Origin of the sequence: Congregibacter litoralis KT71 (assembly GCF_000153125.2) — a bacterium.
Lineage (GTDB): Bacteria > Pseudomonadota > Gammaproteobacteria > Pseudomonadales > Halieaceae > Congregibacter > Congregibacter litoralis.
In genome coordinates this window covers 1,102,623-1,119,968 of sequence record NZ_CM002299.1, presented here as the reverse complement: position 1 = coordinate 1,119,968, position 17,346 = coordinate 1,102,623, and the positions used below count along the sequence as shown (strand labels likewise).

Below are 17,346 nucleotides of genomic sequence, written 5' to 3'. Positions count from 1 at the left end.
GCTGACAGATTAATAGGCGTAGGAGAGCCAGCTCATGAGCCGGATATAGATCCGACCCAGCACCTTCAATACACGGGCGTCGTCGCTGTAAACCATCACCGAGGCCTGCCCGCCGATGCGCAGCTGATTTCGCAACGCAGTGTCCGGCATAGAAAAGCCCACCTCCACGGGAAAGCGCTGCGCCTGACGAAGCCAGTCACGGCTATTGCTCACAGACGGCAGGGTACCCGGCGCAGGAGCCTGCCCCGCGCTGACCCCGAGTCCCACGTTGCGAACGGTGCCGTTAAAAACTTCTCCCGGCAGGGCATCAAACACGATCTCTGCGCTGCTACCCGCTTTCATGTGCCCGAGATTATTTTCCGTAAAGGACGCATTGATCCACAGGTCGTGAATGGCGATAAGCGTCATCACCGGCTTTCCTGTGCCCGCATACTGTCCCACGTCGGCGCGGAGATCGGTAATCAAACCGCGGGAAGAGGCACGGACGACGGTATTTTCCAGATCCAGTCGCGCTTTTTCTACGGCGCTTTGGGCCGAGAGCAATATCGCGTTGCTGCTTTCGTCATCGCCACCCTTTTGTTCGATGGCTCTTTGAATATCGGACTCCGCCGCCACGACCTTCGCCCGGGCCTGATCCAGGGAGGCCTTGGAGGACTCCAGACGCCTTACCGAGAGGGTTCCCGGATCACTCTCCCGTAGCCGCGTCAGCCGCTCATAATCCTGACTCGCGCGCAGTGCGTTGGCCTTGGCCGCTGTCAGGTTGGCGCGAGCACTGACCACCGTGGCGTTCCCCGCTTCTACCTGGCTTTTCGCGTTGGCAAGATCGGATTCTGCCCGGGACAGGGCTATCTGATACTGGGAGGTATCAATCTCAAAAAGCGCATCGCCCTCTTCCACTTCCTGATTATTTTTTACCAGCACCCGGGTGATCGTACCCGCCACCTCCGGCGCCACACCGATGACATAGCCCTGCACCCTCGCCTGGCTCGTATACGGTGCGTAGCGATCCGACAGGAGATACCAGCCCAGGCTTCCCAGGATCAGCGCCAGCACGATCCAGCTCGTACGCTTGATCGCTGCCGTAGACGCCTGATCCGTATCCGTATCGCTGTCACTCATTGAGAACTTCCTCCTGAACCGGCGTTATCCAGCACCACGGGCACCGGCGTCTCCCACTGCTCTCCCCAGTTCACCCGCTGACGCATGGTCTCGCGGATAGGCTCGGGGATCATGTCCTCCAGAGTCTGAGGCTGCCATCCTCCACCAAGGGCTTTATACAGCGCGATCACCGCAGAGATATGCGCGCCTTCGTTGACCAGTTCTTTTTCCGCCTGCGCGAACAGGGCACGCTGTGCATCCAGCACCCGCTGAAAATCCGCGTAGCCCTCTTTGTACCGCCGATTTGCAAGCTCAAGGGCACGCGCCGCGGCCGCACGGGACTCCCGGAGCACTGCCTGCGCCTCAGCGGTCTTTAGCACCGCAATCGCGGCGTCGTCGATTTCCTGGGCAGCCCGGTAAACCGTCGCGTCGAAAGCCACGAGGCTTTGCTGCAATCGCGCATCCTGAACGCGAACGTTTGCGCGGATGCGCCCGTAATCAAAAATATTCCAACGGATTGCAGGACCCGCAGCAAAGGTCAGGCCATCGCGGGTCACACCCAGGCTGTCGCCGTTCCAGCCAAAACTGCCGAGGAGTGAAAGCGCAGGATACAAATCACTTTCGGCGACGCCAATCTGCGCGGATTGCACGCCCGCCTGCCAGGCGCTGGTGCGGACATCGGGCCGCCGAAGGACCAACTGCGCCGGGATGCCCCGCAGGCTCACGGGCGCCAGGGCCGGCAGGCTGTCGTAGCTTCCCACCAATGCATCGATGGGGGCCGGTGGACGTCCCAGAAGTAAGTTCAGGGCATTACGAAGCTGCACCAGACTGCGCTCAAGATCGGGAATCGTGGCGAGGGTCGCAAGATACTGGGTCCGGGCCTGCTGCAAATCGAGCTCCGACTCCTGTCCGCTGTCAAACAACTGCCGGGTAATCTCGAAGCTGCGTTTCTGTATAGCCGCGTTATTGTTCGCGATGGCAACTCTCAGCTGAGTCGTGCGATAGGCAAAGTAAATGTCGGCTGTTTGGGCAATGAGCAGGACCTGAAGATCCCGCTGGTTCGCAACGGAGGCCATAAAAGCCGCATCCGCAGATTCGATGCTTCTTGCAAAACGCCCCCAGAAATCCAGCTCCCACCCCGCGGACAGTCCGACATCGTAGCTACCAAAATTGTCATCGGTGGCGGGAAGAAGACCATCACTGCGACGCTGACGGATATACGCGGCGGAAGCACCGAGCTGTTGCGACTGGGGAAACCGCAGGGCCTCGGCGCCGCCAAGGCGGGCCCTTGCTTCAAGAACGCTGAGTCCCGCTATCTGCAGCGTGGGGTTTTCGCGCAGCACGGTCTCAATAAGCGTATCGAGTGCAGGGTCCTCAAAACGGGCCCACCACGAAGAGAGCTGCTCAGCCGGAGCATCAGAATCGGACGCCAGCTGGCCATAGAGATCCGGTTGCCAATCCACCAGCCAGTCAAGCTCCGGCTCCTGATAGTCAGGACCCAGAGTCGTGCAGCCCACGAGCAGCGCGCCCGTGAGGAGGAGTAAACCGCGAGATATCAAAGTGATTCCCGGCACCCGATGAGGCTACTGTGCCGGGCCGTCGCTAACGGTCGCGGCCGCGTCGTTCTCTACCACGTCGCTCTCTGCCACAGCACTGACCGGGGCTTCATCGACCCAACTCATGAACAGCTCGTAGCCGACACTGAGAACCACGGCGCCGACAAAGAGCCCGACGATACCGGCACCCATCATCCCGCCGAGGGCGCCAATGAGCACCACGGGCATGGGAACACTCACACCACGACCCAGAAGCATGGGCTTGAGGACGTTATCGGCAAAGCCCGCCACAACGAAGTATACGGTGAGGAGAATATTGACCACCGTAGAGCCATCTCCCATACCCCAGACATAGGCAATGGCCGGTAAGGACACCAGCAGCGCGGGCAGCTGCAGAATACCAATGACGAGCACCACCAGAGCCAGGAGGCCTGCCGCGGGTATACCCGCCATCATGAAGCCGACGCCCAGCAGGAGAGCCTGAATAAACGCCACACCCACCACTCCCGTGGCCACGGAACGCACCGTCAGGGTCGTAATGCTATGCAGCCCCGGGCCACGCTGCTCGCCCACCATGCGGGAAAAGATGCGCGCCATAGCGGCGTTACCGGATTCACCATAGGCCATCATAATACCGGCAATAATCAGCGCGCCGAAAAAGAACAGCAGCGTTCCCGCCGTGCTGGCCGCAGAGCGAAGCGCCGCCTTACTGAAATTGCCCAGCTGGGGCTGCAAGCTTTCGAGATAGGCCGGCAAATCCTCGTGGGCCTGAGACCAGGCCTCATATACATGCTCTCCTATGATGGGCCACTCTTTGACGGAGGGATCGGGCAAGCGCACGGTCACGGCCTGAGCGTCAAAGTCTCCAATGACGTCAAAAATATGCGTTGCAAATGAGCTGCCCAGAAGCACCGTGGGCACACCCAGAAGCAGTATCCCCAGGATCACGATAAAAGAGGCGGTACTCCCGGCTCCCCATCCCGTACGTCCGCGGAGCGCCCCGAACACGGGATAGAGGGAGATGGCCAGAATCATGCCCCACAGCATAATCGGCATGAACGGTGCAAAGACTTCGACGCAGGCGACGACTCCAACAAAGACAAGTCCCAGTCGGATGCAAAAATCCATAAAGTCGCTGGAAAGAAATTTTCGTGCGGCGTCGGTATCGAAACTCATGGGACTCGTGCTCCGGCTGGGTACAGTATCGCGTGAAACAAAAATACGCCGGACAGTTTACGCGAAGAGAAGGATAAACGCTGGTAAAACAATGGGGGAAACCCCCTCCCCGTGCTAACGTATCGCGCGTCGTTTTCCGGTCACTCTCAGGTCCTGAATAATGGAGCTACTATGCGCCGCCTCCCATGTAAGCTGCTCCCCGCCATCTTCCTTATTCTCGGGGTGCTGCTGATGCCCGCCGGTGCCCATAGCGAGGCTCGGGTCCTTCGCGTAGCCACCTTTAACGTCAGCATGGAAGGGGGCAACTATGTCGGCAAAGGCGTTACTCCCAGCGGCCACGAACTGCCCGCCGCCCTGAGCAACAGCGAGCACCCGCAGATCAAAAACATCGCGGAGATCATTCAGCGGATACGACCCGACGTTCTTTTACTCAACGAGTTCGATTATCACGCTGATCCCGAGCGGGGGGTAAAACCTTTTATCGAACGCTACCTGCAGCAATCGCAGACGGATGTGGAGGCCATCGACTATCCCTACTACTACCAGGGGCCCGTCAACACGGGCGTGGACTCGGGCATGGATCTGGACCGGGACGGCGAAGCCTCGGGAACGGGCAATGATGCCTTTGGTTACGGACTCTACCCCGGCCAGTACGGCATGCTCCTCCTCAGTCGCTACCCCATCGACTTCGAGGCAATCCGCAGTTTCCAGCTGTTCAAGTGGAAGGACATGCCCGACAACCTCATGACGGACATGCGCACCGAGACCAATGAGCTCTGGTACCCCGAGGCCGTACAGAAAGTGCTGCGCCTGTCGTCCAAGTCCCATTGGGATGTTCCTGTCCGCATCAACGGTAACGTGCTGCATGTGCTGGCCAGCCACCCCACGCCACCGGTATTTGACGGCCCGGAAGACCGCAACGGCCGTCGCAATCATGATGAGATCCGCTTTTGGGTGGACTATATAGAAGGCGGTGAGCAGGCAGACTACATCTACGACGACCGGGATCAGCCCGGCGGCTTAAAGGATGAGCGCTTCGTCATTCTGGGTGATCTCAACGCATCCATGGAGGAAGGCGACGCCCGTCGCGAGGGCATTACGGCGCTGTTAGGGCACGACAAGGTTCGCCGTGGACTCCTGCCCACGAGCGATGGAGGACGTGCCAATAACGCCGACAGCAGATTCAGCCCGACGCACACCGCAAGCTGGGGCATACGCGCGGACTATGTGATTCCAAGCAAGAAGGGCTGGCGAGTCATTGATGCGGGTGTGTTCTGGCCCGCGCCGGGCGACCCTCTGCGGCGGCTGGTCAAAAACCGCCGGGCATCGTCCGATCACCGCCTGGTGTGGATGGATCTGGAGCTTGTTGATTAAGGTTGCGGGCCAGCTCGCAACGGAACGTCAATAAACATCAAGCACTGTTTACGTCTGGCTGCGCCTGGCTTTCAAAAACGATGACTGTTGCTTACTGACCTGCATAGCCGCCTTCAGCACCGATAGATTCTCCATGACCTTGCCATTGCGCCCCAGGGAATCCAGCTGCGCATAGAACCAATAAGTCGTCGCGAAGGTACTCAGGGTCTTTACCAGACTCAGCCCTTTCAAAAAATCAAGCCAGGGCGGAAGCAAAGCCAGATCATCCTCATAGCGGGGCAGAGTCTCGGCGCCCGCCAACAGGCGCGCAGGACCGTCGGTTTGCACGCACAGTGGGCGCCCCAGGCCAATGAGAGCGGCGCCACCCTCATCCAGGGCCTGCTCCATGGCGGCGCGAGACCGAAAACCACCGGTAACCATCAGGGGGATGGATACCTGCTTCTGCATCGCCAGGGCAAAGTCGACGAAATAAGCCTCACGGCGCAGCGTGGTTTCCGCCACGTGCTGCTTCTCCGTGGGCTCAATGCCCTCCTTGCCCAGGAGCTTGGGCTGCTCGTAGGTGCCGCCGGAAATTTCAATCACATCGACGCTGTGCTCCTCCAACCATTTCGCCACCTGCAGACTGTCTTCAAAGGCAAAACCACCTTTCTGAAAATCCGCGCTGTTGAGTTTCACCGCAACGGGGAAACCGGGTCCCACCGCCGCGCGTACCGCGTCTATGATTTCAAGGAGAAAGCGGGCTCGATGAGCCAGCTCGCCGCCGTAGGCGTCATCCCGCTGATTACTTCGCGGACTCAAAAACTGGGAGATCAGATAGCCGTGGGCACCATGAATCTGCACCCCGGTGAATCCGGCTTCCTGCATCGCCTTTGCTGCTACGGCAAAGCGCTGCACGAGGTCGGCGATCTCTTCCACGGTCAACGCCACGGGCTCACCAAACTGGCCGCCGGGGAGACCCAGTTTCACCGCCGACGGCGCCTTGGGATGAGGATTTACCGTCTTCAATGTCTGGCGCCCTGCGTGACTGATCTGCACCCAGGCATGATTCCCGGCGGACGTAGCCGCCCGGGCCCAGCTCGCAAGGGCCGCCTTCATGGCCTCATCGGGTTCACGGTCTACGACGACATTACCCGGTCGTTCCAGGTGATAAGCATCAACCACCACATTACCGGTGAGCAAAACGCCGGAGCCGCCCTCGGACCAGATACGGTACAGCTGCTCAAGCGCCGGAGTGGGTTCGCCGCCAACGTTGGCCAATCCTTCGGTCATCGCTGCTTTTACCAGACGGTTCGGGACCGTCGCACCGCAGGGAAGCGTGAGGTGCTCAGATAATTTTGTCACCGGGGAAACCTCATTTGCTTGTATTTGCGCAATTCGCCACCATATCAGGCCTATGGAAAGCAGAAAACAAGAAATCACGAGGGAGCAGTTATGAGCAGCATTGATATTGGCATTAACGAAGCGGATCGATTGAGTATTGCGGACGGCCTGAAGGTTCTCCTCGCAGATTCCTATACGCTATATCTTCAAACCCACAATTTTCACTGGAATGTGACCGGCCCCCAGTTCCGCGAACTACATCTCATGTTCGAGGAGCATTACAACGAGCTGGCGCTGGCGGTAGATGAGATTGCCGAACGCATTCGCACCCTTGACGTTGTAGCGCCGGGAACCTACAAGGCCTTTGCAGAGCTATCCAACATCAAGGAAGTCGATGGCGTGCCCCCCGCTTCGGAGATGATCCGCATCCTGACCCAGGGTCATGAGCAGATTGTTAAGACCTGTCGCGAAGTACTGGTCAAGGCTCAGAGTGCTGACGACGAGTCATCGGCGGCACTTGTGTCTGACCGCATGCGTGTGCACGAAAAGACCGCCTGGATGCTTCGCGCCTTGGCGGCCTGACACGGTCCCTTTATCCTTCGGGGTATTCTCGGAGAGCTGCAGGAACCCCATGGATAAATTTGCCAGAAACTACCTCATCGGCCTCATCACCGTTTTGGCAATGGGGTTCCTATGGTATTGGTCGTCCCAGGACAGCCGCGTAACGGAAATTAACGATCGCCTGGCTTTGGATAGCCAGCTGGCGAGCTATCCCTTTCCTTTCCGGGTGGAGAGTCTCGAAAACGGCATCGCTATCATGAACAGCCCGCGCTCGGCGGAGGTGCCGGCCATGCGTTTTCTGCGAACCGCCTTCCCCGAACTCAGCAAGACGGCGGTCGACCATCCGGAGATGATGAAAGCCCAGGACACCCTGGCGGAGACCCAGTCCCGCGCAGCGGAACTCGTCAGGAGCTTTCCCGATGTGAACAATGTCCGCTGGGTCATTGATGAACGCTGGTTCAACGAGCATGGTGTCTTTTTGAATCTCGAAAACTAAAAGGCCTGCAATGTCAGGCTGCCATTGCTCGATGCTCTCTTCACCGAACTAAGGGGCTGGGGCATCACGCCGGACTCCTATAGTGACTTACCGCATGCCCTTGATTGAGGGACGCCCCCCCCCTACTGGCGGGGCCGCTGCTTCTTGTGGGTGTAAAGCCGCCGTTTTTTTGCAGGTATAAAAAAGCCCCGTGATCAATGACCACGGGGCCAACCGTAAGACAAAGCTCACGGACCGAAGATGGCTTACAGCCAGCTGTTGAAACCCGTCAGCCCGCTGTTAATTAGATAATTATAATATACGAAGGCGCGCGGCGCCAGCCATTGCCGAAATCAATAACAGGGCAGGATTGACCCGAGGCGTATAAACCCGGGAGATCTTCGGAACGTTACTCCAGGGTAACCAGTCGGTTCCGACCAGCTTTCTTTGCCCGGTACATCGCGTCATCGGCGCGGGCGAACAGGGTTTCCGGCGTATCGTCATCGCGCACCGCCGTAAGACCCGCACTCAGGGTTATCGTCACCGGCTGATTCTCGTAGTGAAACCCGCTTTCACCCACGGCTACGCGAATAACTTCGACCAGGGGGGACGCCGCCGACACTTCGGTTCTTGGCAGGAGGAGCACAAACTCTTCTCCACCCACTCGGAACAGATAATCCGTCTCACGAATGCGGTCACCGACAATACTTGCTACGGATTGCAGGGCCTTATCACCGGCAGCGTGCCCAAAAGTATCGTTAACCCGCTTAAAAAAATCGATGTCGAGCATCACCAGACAGAAGGTCTCTTTATAGCGTCGAAAGCGGCTCATCTCCTGGGCCATCATCTCGTCGTAGGCGAGTCGGCTGTGTACTCCCGTGAGGGTATCGCGCATGAGCTTCTCGCGATTCCGGTTGAGTTTTTCCTGGAGCTGCTCGGTTTCCGCTTCCATTTTTTCGATGCGAGAGCGGAGTTCTTCGTTACGCGTCTCCGCAAGGGAGAAGCGCTCCGCGTCCCTTTCTATAAACTCGGAAATGCCCTTACGGATGCTTTCAAGCGACTGGCTGACATCTGCCTTTAAGCGGGTGATATCCGACTCTTCTGCAATGCGCGATTGAATCTGCTCTACACCCGCATCCATGGCGTCGTGAAGTGCCAGGGCCTGCTCCCGCCCCTCTTTTAGACCGCTATGCTCTTCTCCCAGTACCTGGGAAATACCCCCGAGCTCCTCACCGACCTCCTGCATCAATTGCTGGAGTTCCTGCTTGTCACTGCTGATTCGTTGAATAAGCCCTCGAATCTCCGCAATCACCCGTTCGAGCACCCGGTGCCAATTGGAGCCCTTGTCGCGCTCCAAAGTCTCACGAAGTGTCTCGAAGGCACCGCTGCCCGGCTGTGTGACGGCAAATTCATCAATGAGAGTGAGAAGCACTTCCCGCGCATCAGAATGCACAGGGGGCGAAGAGGTCTCCTCGGCTTTGGTCTCGATCGCTTCCGCAGGCTTCGGCGCGGACCGGCCCGAATCCAGGCCCTTGATCTGACGACTCAGGTCACCCAGATCCGCCTCGAGATCTCGGGAAGCACCGCTTCGAATATGGGTCTGAATGCGCTGAAGCACCGCGTCAAGATCCGGGGAATAGCCCTCGGCGGCGATGGCGAGACGTGTAGCCACCCTCCGCAGGAGTTTGTCTGCAGACTCCCAGTCCCGGGACTCCGTGAGATACCGCTGTTTCCAGTCTTCCTGATCCGACATCACCCGGATTCCTCTCAAGCCAATCGCCGACAGAATTACTTAACGACGCAGACCTTCATGCCATCCATTTTCTTGGCCTGGTACATCGCCTCATCGGCACGGCCAATGGCGCTTTCGAGAGTGTCACCAGTAATGAGCTCCGTGACGCCACAGGAGATGGAAACGTCCAATGGCTTGCCATTGTCATTGAATCCCGCATTGAGCACTTCATCACAGGCACTGCGTGCAAACACCTCGGCTCCCTGGACGTGGGTATCGGGCAGGAGGATCACGAACTCATCACCCCCATAGCGACAGACGATGTCACTGGCCCGCGCGCGCCCTTGAAGCACATCAGATACTTTGACAAGCACCAGGTCCCCCGCCGTGTGACCGTAGGTATCGTTGATCTCCTTGAACTTATTGCAGTCCACAAACACGATGGACAAAGCTGCCCCCGAACGCTGCCAGCGCGCATAGAGCTCCTTGGTCCTTTCATCGTAGCCGGCGCGGTTGTAGACACCGGTCAAGGCATCCTTCAGTGCAAGATCGTTTTTGTTTCTGATCTCACTGCGCAGAATGTCGGCTTCATCTTCAAGGTGTGCGAGGCGATCGTTTAACTCCGCAACGCGGGCTTTGGAGCTTTCGTGCTGCTCGCGCTCGGCGATCACATGCTCTGCAACGCGCTTTGTCAGGTTGTCGAGGCCCGTCGCGATAACGCTGCGTATTTCGTGAATATCATCAGACTTTACCGCCTCGCCGAGGTCTCGAGTGTCCTTACCGACGCCGCTTTGCAAATCTTCCGAACGCTGGAGGGAGTTCTCTCCATCGTCGGACAGTAAGTTGAGAACCTCTTCAAAACCGTCAAGGCGCTGGCGGAGATCGCCGAGAAAATCCGTCGTCTGATTCCTCTCGGCGCGGATGCGGGCGTCAATGGTTTCGATTTCGTCGGTTACCTGGGCAAGGAGTTTTTGCGCCTGCTCGGGGTGCACCGCCTGTTCCAGGGCGTCCTTGATAGCGTGGCTACGCACGGCGTTACCGTTGAGAACATCGATGTGCTCCACCAGACGCTGCAATAACTGCACAAAAAGTGCGACGTAGCGATCTTCACTGGCGTCGGAACCGGATTTTTTGCCGAGCCAGCCCAGCACTCCGCTGTCGGACTTATCCCGCGTCGCCACCTCCTGAAGCGCCTCCGCCGAAGCGGCCAGCAAATCCACCAGTGCTTTCTGTCGGGCCATGGACGTGGTGCCCGAGGCAACCTGCTTCACCAGCTCGCCCATGCGCTCCTGCTCATCACCGCGCACGGGCATAGACTTGATTAACTTGCGAAGGCCAGAGAGGTCATAGCCGCCTTCAATAGTTTTGACCTTATCGGCGTTGACGCCGGTATTCGCCAGCATGGTGCGAGCAAGCTGCCCGGAGAGGCTTTCAATCTTGCCCGCATCGCCGCCACTCTTTAGCAGCTTGCGAATGCTTACGAGTAATGCATCGACTTCCTCATCCACACCGTCAGCCATGTGGGAGAGGCGCATTGCCAACTGTTCCAGAGCCTTGACCTTATCCATGAGCGCTATCAAACATCCGCAAAATCCCGAGGAGGAGCATACAACAGCCCTGCCTGAGACGCGATATCAACAGCCAGGTTAAACGTGGCGGTCCAGTTGCTCGTTCAGGCGATACACGTAAGCCAGGACTTCTGCGACGGCAAGGTAAAGCTCGGGGGGCACTTCCTCTCCCAGGGGTATCTGACAAAGGAGTTCCGTGAGCTGCCCGTCCTGCACGATGGGCACGTCGTTCTGGGATGCGAGCTCCACTATGCGATCTGCAATGGCGTTCTCACCCTTGGCCACAAGAAGCGGTGCACCCTCGCCGCTGTAGGAAAGCGCTGCCGATTGCGTGGCCGGCCCCTTAGCCGAGGATTGCGAGCGCTTGTCATTGTCACTCATGCGCGAAGATCCACCGCGGGCCCCGCCATGGGTTCCTCTGCAACACGCTGCCTGGGTACCAGCGCAGCCGTCGGACTTGTACTGACCGTGATTCCTCGACTCTTCAGCGCATCGACAAGGGATGGCATTCCCCCATCGATGAGCTGTCGCACGGCACTGTTTGCAGCGGCAATGTTCAGCGTCAACTCATCTCCCTGAAGTCGCATGGCAATCTCCAGGGCGCCCATAGCCCCGGGGGCCAACTCAAGCTTTACCCGCCACTGTTCTTCATCGCCTTTTTCACCCGCCTCACCTTCGGCCGCCTCGCGCCCTCCATCCCGGTCAATTTCCATGCGCAGATTGTGGACGGCACCCGCTACCTGCACAGGGATTTCCAATTGCCAATGGCGGGCGGCGGAGGCATCGGCAGGTTGCGAATTCAGTTGATGCAGGGTGATACGGCCCAACCCCGACTCCAGCTCGCGCTTCATGTCCAGAAGCGCCTCGGCATCCGCTGCGGGCAGAGCCATGGCCTCGATACGGGCCAGCGCAGCATCCACCCGGGCAAGGGCACGAAACAAACCGGCCTTCAGGTCGCCGGAAGGTGCTGCGGGGCCAGGCGCTGAGGAGGATGCTCCCCGATCCAGGGCGGCACGGAGCCCGCTCTCAAAAAACACGCCGGAATCACGCACAGCCTGTGCCACTCCCGCGGGTTGCGACAAAAGAGCCGGACGGTTCACCTGCTTCAGGAGTTGGCCCACGGAATCCGCCACCAGGGGCGGCAGGGGACTGGCGAGGATACTCGCCTGCAGGGATTGCAGCACATTACCCAGGGGCGGGCTGGCGATCCCCGAGGCATTGCCCGGTAACAACTGTAATGTGCCTCCCACATTGGCCGCTGCGGGATTGACCGTGGGATTAAGCACCCGCAACGTGGGCACGGGCTGAAGCTGACTCACCTCCAGCTGCAATCTCGCCCCCTGCTGAATGGGAATATCGGCGGTAGCGGTAATCTGCTGCCCACCCACACGCAGGACCAACTCCCCCGAGGGCAACTGGTTTGTCACCAGCGCGTTGAGCGTTTGACCGATCTGCCAGTTATTGATCCACAAGCCAAAATTGCGCTGATCAACACGGGCGGTGGTGAGTGCCAGTTGCAGTTCTTCCAAAACCACCTCTTGAGGAATTCACTCGACGCTGCGCCGATAACCCCGAAGCCGTAGTACGGCGCCGGCTTTTATTGCTACATTTACCCGCAGCAGACTGTGTATACTTTAGCGGCTAATTTGACAATGATCTTTACCGGGGACTGAGATGGATCTGGCAACACTACTGGGAATGGTTGGGGCAATCGGCATTGTCCTGGCTGCCATCCTCACCGGGGGATCGGCGCTGGTATTCATCAATGTCCCCTCCATTCTCATCGTGCTGGGCGGCACGGTGATGGTGGTGATGATCAAGTTCTCCATGGGCCAGTTTTTTGGCGCGTTCAAAGTCGCGCTCACGGCCTTTATCAACAAGAGTTCCGACCCCGAAGAGCTTATCGAGAAAATCGTTGAGCTTGCGAACATCGCCCGCAAGGAAGGCATGCTGGCCCTGGAAAACCAGGAAATCGACAACGACTTTCTCGACGAAGGCGTCAAAATGCTCATCGACGGTAACAGTCGTGAGGTGGTTAGCACCGTTCTGAGCAAAGATATGCAGCAAACCATTGAGCGCCATAGCTGGGGCGCCAAGGTGTTCAGCGCCACGGCAGATGTAGCACCGGCCATGGGTATGATCGGTACCCTGATCGGTCTGGTGCAGATGCTCTCGAATATGTCGGACCCCAAATCCATCGGACCGGCAATGGCCGTCGCACTGCTCACCACCCTCTACGGCGCCATGCTCGCCAACATGGTTGCCATGCCCATTGCAGACAAGCTGACTCTGCGAAAAGCCGACGAGCTCCGGGTTCGCTCCATGTGCATTGACGGCGTCCTTGCCATTCAGGAAGGGCAGAATCCGCGGATCATTGAATCCATGTTGAAAGCCTATCTCGAACCCGATAAACGCGGCGGCGATGATGGCTAGGCTCCTGCAAACAACTGATAGAGAAGACCATGTCTGACGACGACGGCCCCGCAGGATCGCCCGCATGGATGGCCACCTTTGCCGACCTTATGTCCCTGCTCATGTGTTTCTTCGTGCTGCTTCTATCCTTTGCCGAGATGGATGTGCAAAAGTTCAAGCAGATCGCAGGCTCCATGAAAGTGGCCTTCGGCGTGCAGAACGAATTCGAACTTGAAGATATCCCCAAGGGAACGAGCGTCGTCGCCACAGAATTCAGCCCCGGCGAAACCAGTGACACTATCGTGGATACCATTCAGCAAGTCACGGACCAGACCACGGACCCATCCCTTCGCGTTGGCGAGGGTGAGCTGGAAGACAGCGAAGCCGAGGAACTACTCCAGCAGAAGATCACCGCCCTCCTTGCCGAGACCGAGGCCGACGCAGACAAGCTCAAGGACATGCTGGAAGACGAGGTTCAGACCGGCAAGGTGGATGTCGAATCCGATGGCCGCACCATTACCGTCCGGATCCGGGAGCAAGGCTCCTTTCCCTCAGGGTCCGCAACGCTCAATACGGATTTTGTCCCCGTGATGGCGCGTATTCGCGAGGCCCTCACGGAAATACCGGGCACCATATCCATCGAGGGACACACGGACAGCACGCCACTGCGCGGCGGGCGTTATGAGTCCAACTGGGGGCTTTCTTCCAGCCGGGCGCTGTCCGTAACCCATGAACTCCTTCGCGAGGGCTTGCTCAAGGATGATCGCATGATGGTTGTGGGCTTTGCCGACACCCGCCCTTTTACCTTTAACGACACGGTGGAGGGACGCGCCTCCAATCGCCGCGTGGAAATCGTTATTCGCCAGGGTATCGAAGACGCCGAAGAATCCGAACTCAAAAGTATTCGCGATATCAATCCAGACGCCCTGGACATTCTGGGAATCGAATAAGCCTATGAGCGAACCACAAGCCAAGATCATGGAACGACGAAAGTACTACCGCATCAACGATGTGGTGCTGCTGCGCTATGAGGTCATGCCGGAACCTCCCGAAGGGCAGCAGCCCAGCGAAGACACGGGGGGCCTTGAGATTAGCACCGGCTCTCTTTTGGCCGAGCTGGACCGCGAGCTGAATAAAAGCGTGAATGCCGTCTGGCGTGAGAGCCCCATGGTCGCCCAGGCCCTCGGCCTGCTTAACCGCAAAATCTCGGTCATTGCGGCCCAGGCGCTGGACTATGAGGAAGAGGGCGTCCACTCCTACGACAGCAGCATGGTGAATCTCAGCGGCTGCGGCATCGCCTTTGAGGGACGCCAGTCCCTGGAGCCGGGCACGCGCCTTCAACTGAGCATTATTCTGAAGCCTTCCCAGGTAACGCTTTCCATTGCGGGAACCGTGGTCAGCTCCGAGGAGCGCCTTGACTCCGCTGCCCTGCCCTTCTGGATCCGCGTCGATTTTGATGACGATCTTCAGGCTCAGGAGCAGCTGATCCAGCACGTGGTGCAAAAACAGGGAGCCTTACTCTCGGACAGCCCCGGCCAGGAAAGCGGCGACTAACAGCGCTCGTCCAGGAAGCGTCCTTTCCGCCCCCGGGGCTCCCTGGGAGTCTCCTGACCCGCATTTTCAGACTCACGCTGTCGGCGCCTGCGGGTTGTCCGTTCACCGCTGCGGCGAAGCCTGCGCAGGGGCGGAGTGCCCGCCACGCCATTGACAGGACCCGGACCCGAGGAATCAACCATCGCCCACCACCTGGCTCAGGAGCGCACTTCGGACAAGAATCACCACGCGCCGATTTTCTGCGCGGCTCTCCTCCGTGAGGTTATCGGTGATGGGCCGATTGGGCCCGAAACCCACGGCGCTCAAGCGTGAGGGGTCTATGCCCTCATCTTCGAACACCCGGGCAACAGCGGCGGCCCGCGCCGTAGACAACTCCCAGTTCGAGGGAAACTGCCCGTTGCGAATAGGCTGGTTGTCCGTGTGTCCCTGCACCACAACTTCGTTGGGCAGGCCACCCAGGGTCTCCGCCAGGCGCTGGAGCATGGGGATAGAGCTGGCGAGCAAAGATCGGGACCCCGAGGGAAAAAGCATCCGCGCCGGTATCTTTATCTCCAGCCATTTATCGTTACCCGTTATCGCCAGCCTGTCTGGCGCAACTAAATCCCCCACGGCACTTTGCAGTGCGGTCTCCACGCCGGCAATCTCTTCCTCCGCCTGAATATCACCCAGGGCGGCATTGGGATTGGTCGAAGCGCTATTTGCAGCGGCCTGAAGAGGCACCCTCACCGCATCCCGCTCGGCATCCAGCTGGGGAAGTCCGATACGCGAGGACTGGGTACCGTCCCCATCGGGCCGGCTCGGGTCGTAGGACACGCCCGGGAGGCCAAAGGCCCGCACGATGGAATCGGAAAGCACCCGGAAGTTACCCACGTTGACCGCCGAGGTGGAATACATCACCACAAAAAATGCAAAGAGCAGCGTTATGAAGTCCGCATAGGACACCAGCCACCGCTCGTGGTTGTCGACACTCTCGGGAGGCTTGCGTCGCGCCATGACTAGTCGAGGTAGCCTTCGAGCTTGTTCTGAATAGTCTGGGGGTTATCGCCATCGGCAATCATCGCTATCCCATCGACCACCATCTCGTGGTACTGCATCTGATCGCCGGATACCGCCCTTAACTTGTTGGCAATGGGCAGGTACAGCAGGTTTGCGAAGCCCACGCCATAAATCGTTGCCACAAAGGCGACGGCAATACCTGCGCCCAGTTGCGTCGGGTCTGAGAGATTGTTCATGACATCGATGAGACCCAGCACCGCGCCGATAATACCGATGGTCGGCGAATAGCCTCCCATGGCTTCATAGACCTTGGCGGCCCGGGCGTCTTTTGCCAGGGCGTTGTCGATCTCTACGTCCATTACCGTGCGGATTGCCTCGGGCTCCAGTCCGTCCACCAAAAGCTGCAGGCCCTTCTGGGTGAGGTTGTCCGGCTCCTTGCCCACCCGTTCCTCCAGGGCGAGCAAACCGTCACGACGGGCGATACGGCTCCACTCGATGGTTTTCCCTAGCACCGCTTCACGATCAAAGGCCGGGGGGAGGAGGACCCATCGCAAACGGCCCAGGGCCCCACGGAAATCTCTCAGAGGCGTCTGAATCAAGACCGCACCAAAGGTGCCACCGATAACAATGACGAAGGCGGTGAGTTGCAGGAGGGCAGAAATATGCCCGCCCTCGAGCCAGTTCCCCCCGAGGATCGCGCCCACGGCAAGCGTGACCCCGAGCAGCGTCAGAAAATCAAAGCTGACGCCCGTGGATCCGCCTTTCTTTTTGGCCTTTGCCGACTTTGCCGGTTTTTTTGCCACGTCCGGCCCCCTAGGCGCGCCAGTGTGCGAGGGTAACGCGCAGACGCGCCAGCGCCTGCCCGTGCAATTGGGATACCCGCGATTCCGACACGCCCAGTACTGCTCCTATTTCCTTCAAATTGAGATCCTCGGCGTAGTACAACGACATCATCAGTCGCTCTTTCTCCGGAAGCTGGGCTACGGACTCCGCCAGAGCCTCACGAAAACCCTCCTCCCCTACTTCGTCAAAGGGATTCACGGTATTCAATACCGCATTCTCGGCCTCCGCGCTATCCTCAATATGGGTCATTCGAGCGCAGGCGAGCTGTCCCGAAAGCTGCTGGTACTCCGCCAGGGGCATATCAAGTTCAGCGGCGATATCCGCATCCTGCGCGGGATGTCCAAGACGCGCGTCGGCGCGTTCAATAGCGACTGACACCTGCCTCAACTGGGTCTGCACCGAGCGGGGCAACCAGTCATGGGCGCGAATCTCATCGAGCATCGCGCCTTTGATACGGATACCGGCGTAGGTCGCGAAGCTGGCGCCCTGCGAGGCATCGTAACTTTCCCGTGCACGGAGGAGACCAATGAGGCCCACCTGCATCAGGTCATCCACTTCGATTTCCGCAGGGAGTTTGGCCGCAAGGCGCAGACCGATCTTTTTTACCAGGGGGAGAAATTCGCGCACCAGCGCATCGGCGCTGGACGCCACAGGCTCTGCATAGGCCGACACCCGGCTCAT

At 58.9% G+C, this 17,346-nt stretch carries 18 protein-coding genes; 6 read left to right on the top strand and 12 right to left on the bottom strand.

The window, feature by feature from the left end:
- Window positions 1-9: 9 nt before the first annotated feature.
- Genes KT71_RS05235 through KT71_RS05225 form a run of 3 tightly spaced genes read right to left on the bottom strand, consistent with a single transcriptional unit; the run spans window position 10 to window position 3,830 of the window.
- Entirely contained in the window at window positions 10-1,119 is a 1,110-nt protein-coding gene (locus KT71_RS05235; RefSeq protein ID WP_008292480.1) for an HlyD family secretion protein, read from the bottom strand.
- On the bottom strand, window positions 1,116-2,657 hold the full coding sequence (locus KT71_RS05230; RefSeq protein WP_008292481.1) for an efflux transporter outer membrane subunit: 1,542 nt from the start codon (window positions 2,655-2,657) through the stop codon (window positions 1,116-1,118). Before KT71_RS05230 ends, KT71_RS05235 begins: the two co-directional genes overlap by 4 nt.
- Window positions 2,658-2,681: 24 nt before the next feature.
- Entirely contained in the window at window positions 2,682-3,830 is a 1,149-nt protein-coding gene (locus KT71_RS05225; RefSeq protein ID WP_008292482.1) for an AI-2E family transporter, read from the bottom strand.
- Between the two features lie 171 nt (window positions 3,831-4,001).
- Between KT71_RS05225 and KT71_RS05220 the strand changes: the two genes are divergently transcribed.
- The gene (locus KT71_RS05220; protein ID WP_008292483.1) at window positions 4,002-5,204 is read left to right on the top strand and encodes an endonuclease/exonuclease/phosphatase family protein; all 1,203 of its coding nucleotides are present in this window, start codon (window positions 4,002-4,004) and stop codon (window positions 5,202-5,204) included.
- Window positions 5,205-5,252: 48 nt separating this feature from the next.
- Here the strand turns inward: KT71_RS05220 and KT71_RS05215 are convergent, their stop codons facing one another.
- Window positions 5,253-6,545, bottom strand: coding sequence for an NADH:flavin oxidoreductase/NADH oxidase family protein (locus KT71_RS05215; RefSeq protein ID WP_023659994.1), 1,293 nt, complete (start codon window positions 6,543-6,545; stop codon window positions 5,253-5,255).
- Window positions 6,546-6,635: 90 nt separating this feature from the next.
- On the opposite strand from KT71_RS05215, the gene KT71_RS05210 reads away from it, so the two are divergent.
- Together KT71_RS05210 and KT71_RS05205 are read left to right on the top strand one after the other, a co-directional pair.
- Window positions 6,636-7,106 (top strand): Dps family protein, encoded by a 471-nt coding sequence (locus tag KT71_RS05210; protein ID WP_008292485.1) that lies wholly within the window; start codon window positions 6,636-6,638, stop codon window positions 7,104-7,106.
- A gap of 49 nt (window positions 7,107-7,155) precedes the next feature.
- A complete protein-coding gene (locus tag KT71_RS05205; RefSeq protein ID WP_008292487.1) occupies window positions 7,156-7,581 on the top strand; it encodes a hypothetical protein in 426 nt (141 codons plus the stop codon).
- Window positions 7,582-7,969: 388 nt separating this feature from the next.
- On the opposite strand, the gene KT71_RS05200 is transcribed toward KT71_RS05205, so the two are convergent.
- The 4 genes from KT71_RS05200 to KT71_RS05185 form a co-directional block, all read right to left on the bottom strand.
- Window positions 7,970-9,313 carry a GGDEF domain-containing protein gene (locus KT71_RS05200; RefSeq protein ID WP_008292488.1) on the bottom strand — a complete coding sequence of 448 codons (1,344 nt, stop codon included), beginning with the start codon at window positions 9,311-9,313 and terminating at the stop codon, window positions 7,970-7,972.
- A gap of 35 nt (window positions 9,314-9,348) precedes the next feature.
- On the bottom strand, window positions 9,349-10,860 hold the full coding sequence (locus KT71_RS05195) for a GGDEF domain-containing protein (RefSeq protein ID WP_008292490.1): 1,512 nt from the start codon (window positions 10,858-10,860) through the stop codon (window positions 9,349-9,351).
- 78 nt (window positions 10,861-10,938) lie between these two features.
- Window positions 10,939-11,241 carry an EscU/YscU/HrcU family type III secretion system export apparatus switch protein gene (locus KT71_RS05190; RefSeq protein ID WP_008292491.1) on the bottom strand — a complete coding sequence of 101 codons (303 nt, stop codon included), beginning with the start codon at window positions 11,239-11,241 and terminating at the stop codon, window positions 10,939-10,941.
- Window positions 11,238-12,395, bottom strand: a complete 1,158-nt coding sequence (locus KT71_RS05185) for a flagellar hook-length control protein FliK (RefSeq protein ID WP_008292492.1) — start codon at window positions 12,393-12,395, stop codon at window positions 11,238-11,240. Before KT71_RS05185 ends, KT71_RS05190 begins: the two co-directional genes overlap by 4 nt.
- 139 nt (window positions 12,396-12,534) lie before the next feature.
- On the opposite strand from KT71_RS05185, the gene pomA reads away from it, so the two are divergent.
- From pomA to KT71_RS05170, 3 genes are read left to right on the top strand one after another with little or no spacing between them, the layout of a single operon-like run.
- Window positions 12,535-13,293, top strand: a complete 759-nt coding sequence (gene pomA, locus KT71_RS05180; RefSeq protein ID WP_008292493.1) for a flagellar motor protein PomA — start codon at window positions 12,535-12,537, stop codon at window positions 13,291-13,293.
- A 29-nt stretch (window positions 13,294-13,322) separates the two neighbouring features.
- A complete protein-coding gene (locus KT71_RS05175; RefSeq protein WP_023659992.1) occupies window positions 13,323-14,222 on the top strand; it encodes a flagellar motor protein MotB in 900 nt (299 codons plus the stop codon).
- Between the two features lie 4 nt (window positions 14,223-14,226).
- Window positions 14,227-14,826 carry a PilZ domain-containing protein gene (locus tag KT71_RS05170; RefSeq protein ID WP_008292495.1) on the top strand — a complete coding sequence of 200 codons (600 nt, stop codon included), beginning with the start codon at window positions 14,227-14,229 and terminating at the stop codon, window positions 14,824-14,826.
- Here KT71_RS05170 and KT71_RS20415 read toward each other — a convergent pair.
- Genes KT71_RS20415 through KT71_RS05155 form a run of 4 tightly spaced genes read right to left on the bottom strand, consistent with a single transcriptional unit; the run spans window position 14,823 to window position 17,346 of the window.
- Window positions 14,823-15,008, bottom strand: a complete 186-nt coding sequence (locus KT71_RS20415) for a hypothetical protein (protein WP_023659991.1) — start codon at window positions 15,006-15,008, stop codon at window positions 14,823-14,825. The two genes, KT71_RS05170 and KT71_RS20415, sit on opposite strands and share 4 nt — an antisense overlap.
- Window positions 15,001-15,819, bottom strand: coding sequence for a flagellar motor protein MotB (locus KT71_RS05165; protein ID WP_008292496.1), 819 nt, complete (start codon window positions 15,817-15,819; stop codon window positions 15,001-15,003). Before KT71_RS05165 ends, KT71_RS20415 begins: the two co-directional genes overlap by 8 nt.
- 2 nt (window positions 15,820-15,821) lie before the next feature.
- Window positions 15,822-16,625, bottom strand: coding sequence for a flagellar motor protein (locus KT71_RS05160; protein WP_008292497.1), 804 nt, complete (start codon window positions 16,623-16,625; stop codon window positions 15,822-15,824).
- Window positions 16,626-16,635: 10 nt separating this feature from the next.
- Window positions 16,636-17,346: an RNA polymerase sigma factor FliA gene (locus KT71_RS05155; protein ID WP_008292498.1), complete on the bottom strand. Its 711-nt coding sequence runs from the start codon at window positions 17,344-17,346 to the stop codon at window positions 16,636-16,638.